Below are 3,517 nucleotides of genomic sequence, written 5' to 3' on the forward strand. Positions count from 1 at the left end.
GCTCGCGCCTGCGGGAAATTGGGAATGCGCCAAAGCGGCGATCGAAAATGGTGCGGATGCCATCTATTTTGGATTGGAGCGGTTTAATGCCCGAATGCGGGCGGAAAACTTTACCGAGGCGGATTTGCCAGAATTGATGGCATGGCTGCATCAACGGGGCGTCAAGGGCTATGTCACGCTCAATACTTTGGTGTTTCCGCAGGAGTTACCAGCGGCGGAGCAATACTTGCGGAGTGTCATTTTAGCTGGTGTGGATGCCGCGATCGTGCAGGATGTCGGATTGTGTAAATTAATTCGCCATTTGTCTCCAGATTTTCCGATTCATGCTTCGACGCAGATGACGGTAACGAGTGCGGCGGGGGTAGAATTTGCTCATGAATTAGGGTGTAATTTAGTTGTCTTGGCGCGGGAATGTTCGCTCAAAGAAATTAACAAGATTCAAGAGCAATTAGGCGATCGCGAAATCTCGATTCCGCTCGAAGTATTCGTACATGGGGCGCTATGTGTTGCCTATTCTGGGCAATGTTTGACGAGTGAATCTTTGGGCGGTCGATCGGCAAATCGCGGCGAGTGCGCTCAAGCATGTCGGATGCCTTACGATCTGATTGTGGACGAGCAGTTATATCATTTGGGCGATCGCAAGTATTTACTCAGTCCACAAGATTTGGCAGGGTTAAATGTCTTGCCGGAAATTATTAAAAGTGGTGTCAGTTGTCTCAAGATTGAGGGACGATTGAAGACGCCGGAATATGTGGCGAGTGTAACGAAAGTGTATCGCTCGGCGGTCGATCGCATTGTTTCAGATTTAGGGGTAGCGGTTGAGCCAGTGCAAGATTTATATAATCTCGAAATGGCATTCTCGCGCGGGTTGCATACTGGCTGGTTTGAGGGTATCGATAATCAGGCTTTAGTACATGCGAGATTTGGGAAAAAGCGCGGCGTCTATTTAGGCGAAGTTACCAGAGTTTATCCCGATCGCGAGGCAATTACGATCGAGCCAATTTCACCGATTAAGGCTGGCGATGGGATCGTGTTTGACTGCGGACATCCGGAAGACAGAGAAGAAGGTGGGCGGGTTTACGAGGTATTTAAAGGCGATCGAGAAGAAGTGATGTTAACCTTTGGGCGCGGGATGGTAAACTTTCGCCAAGTATATATCGGCGATAAAGTTTGGAAAACTAGCGATCCCGAATTGGACAAACAAGTTCGCCAAACTTATGCAGGCGATGTGCCTAAGTATCAGCGTCCGATCGAGTTAGAATTGCATGGCGAAGTTAATCAACCACTAATCGCGATCGCTCGTGATGAAATGGGTGCGGTGGTGCAGGTGGAATCAGAGATATTATTAGTTCCAGCTCAAAATCAACCGCTGACTACTGAGAAACTCACCGCTCAATTAGGACGATTGGGTAATACCCCTTTCTGCTTGGGAAATCTCACTAATCATTTAGTTGGCGATCTGATGTTACCAGTCAGCGCCCTCAATCAACTCCGTCGCGAATTAGTAACTAAATTAACCGAGGTTCGCAGTCAGCCAAAATCGTGGCAACTATCGCCGACAAATAAATTAACAGACTTATTACCCGAAGTCACCCAGGCATATCCTAACCCACCTCAACTAATTACTTTAGTCCGCAAACTAGACCAAATTCCAGCGGCGATCGAGTCTGGTATTGCGACTATTTATTGTGAACTCGAAGATCCGCGCAAATACCGCGAAGCCGTGCAATTAGTGCGGGCGGCTAAACAGTATCAAAGTAATCCACCGCAAATATTTGTCGCCCCACCACGCATTAGTAAACCGGGCGAAAATTGGATTTTAGAGCAAGTACGATCGAGCGATGCCGATGGTTATTTAATCCGCAATTACGACCACCTGGAGTTTTTTAAAAACCAGCGGTGTGTGGCTGATTTTGCCCTGAATGTCGCCAATCCGCTGACGGCTGACTATTTCTATCAAAACTATACTTTAGACCGCCTGACGGCTTCCTATGACCTGAATATCGACCAATTAACCGCCCTGATTCGCAGTTGTCCTCGCGACTGGTTTGAAGTCACTATTCACCAACACATGCCGATGTTCCACATGGAGCACTGCGTCTTTTGTGCGTTCTTATCTGAAGGTACAGATTATACCAATTGCGGTCGTCCCTGCGATACGCATCAGGTCAAATTACGCGATCGAGTCGGTACCGAACACATTCTCCAAGCCGATGCTGGCTGCCGAAATACGGTATTTAACGGTGTCGCTCAATCCGGGGCGGAATATATCCACCGCTTAGTCGAGTTAGGTGTCTATAATTTCCGATTGGAGTTTGTCAATGAATCGCCGCAAACAGTGAGCGAAACGATCGGGTATTATCAACAATTATTAGGCGGTCAAATTAGTGGTGCCCAATTGTGGCAAAATCTTAAATTGAGCAGTCAGCTCGGTGTCACTCGCGGTTCTTTGGGAGTATAGCAATAGGTCGATAGCTATGTCTGTCAAGATGTTCTGAGTTTTAGTTTGCAAAGGCGGACATCGCTGTTTCAAGCAGTATTTTAGCGGAGGATTTATGGCGATCGATCTCCTGTTTGCCTTGAAACTTATTTCGGTATTAGGTTGCTCATTAATAGCGGGAGTTTTCTTCGCATTTTCTAACTTCGTGATGAATGCGCTGGCTCGGCTCCAGCCAGCGCAGGGTATTGCTGCGATGCAATCTATTAATATCACGGTCATCAATCCATTATTTATGACAGCATTCTTAGGAACGGGGGTTGGTTGCGTCTTTGTAGCTATCTCCTCGTTATTAAAATGGCAGCAAATTAGTATTACACATACTATGCTGGGCAGCTTGCTTTATCTCATCGGTACAATTGGGGTAACGCTGGTATTTAACGTGCCACTCAACGAGGCACTTGCCAAGGTCGAGCCGAGTAGTGCCGATGGTATCAAAATATGGACTGATTATCTTGCCGATTGGACATTCTGGAATCACATGCGCACGGGAGCGGCATTTGCCGCCGCCGCCGCGATCTCGTTAGCGTAGACTCTTTCTTACGTTAACTATAGATAAAAAGGAGGGGCAATCGAGCGATTACCCCTCCTTTTTATTTATAGCTGTTAGTTTGAAACTTAGAAACGTAAATTAGCACCTATGGTGACACTGGTATTTGCATTATTGCTACTAAAGGGAATTGCTACCGAACCCAATAAAGCAAAACTTTCACTGACATTTAGATCGGCACCAACTTGAGCAAAACCGTTTGTTGTAGTATTGGAGTTACCTGTCTGGAAACCAACACCCACGCCGATAAAGGGGGTAATCGGTGTAGGTGATTGACGCAGATCCCAATCATAAGTCAAACTAGTACCAAACTGCGTCCCACCAGAGGGAAAGTTGACATAAGGACGTAGGGAAATATTGTCAGCGATACCTAACTTGCTATCGATACCAAATACACTTTGTCCGCCACCAAAAGTAACCGCAGGGCCGATATAGTTGTTGCCGATGCCGCCAGCCATCGCTGCGGTGGG

Annotated in this window: 3 protein-coding genes; 2 read left to right on the plus strand and 1 reads right to left on the minus strand. The window is 47.0% G+C overall.

Annotated elements, in window-relative coordinates; all coding sequences use genetic code 11:
* Both RMO35_RS11865 and RMO35_RS11870 read left to right on the plus strand, forming a co-directional pair.
* A partial coding sequence (locus tag RMO35_RS11865) for a DUF3656 domain-containing protein (protein ID WP_309741440.1) occupies window positions 1-2,461 on the plus strand: 2,461 nt, incomplete at its 5' end.
* Window positions 2,462-2,555: 94 nt separating this feature from the next.
* The gene (locus RMO35_RS11870) at window positions 2,556-3,029 is read left to right on the plus strand and encodes an anthrone oxygenase family protein (RefSeq protein WP_309741441.1); all 474 of its coding nucleotides are present in this window, start codon (window positions 2,556-2,558) and stop codon (window positions 3,027-3,029) included.
* Between the two features lie 86 nt (window positions 3,030-3,115).
* Here the strand turns inward: RMO35_RS11870 and RMO35_RS11875 are convergent.
* Window positions 3,116-3,517 (minus strand): hypothetical protein (locus RMO35_RS11875; protein ID WP_309741442.1); only part of this gene is annotated, 402 nt, incomplete at its 5' end.

The sequence above is a fragment of the Chamaesiphon sp. OTE_20_metabat_361 genome (genome assembly GCF_031364565.1).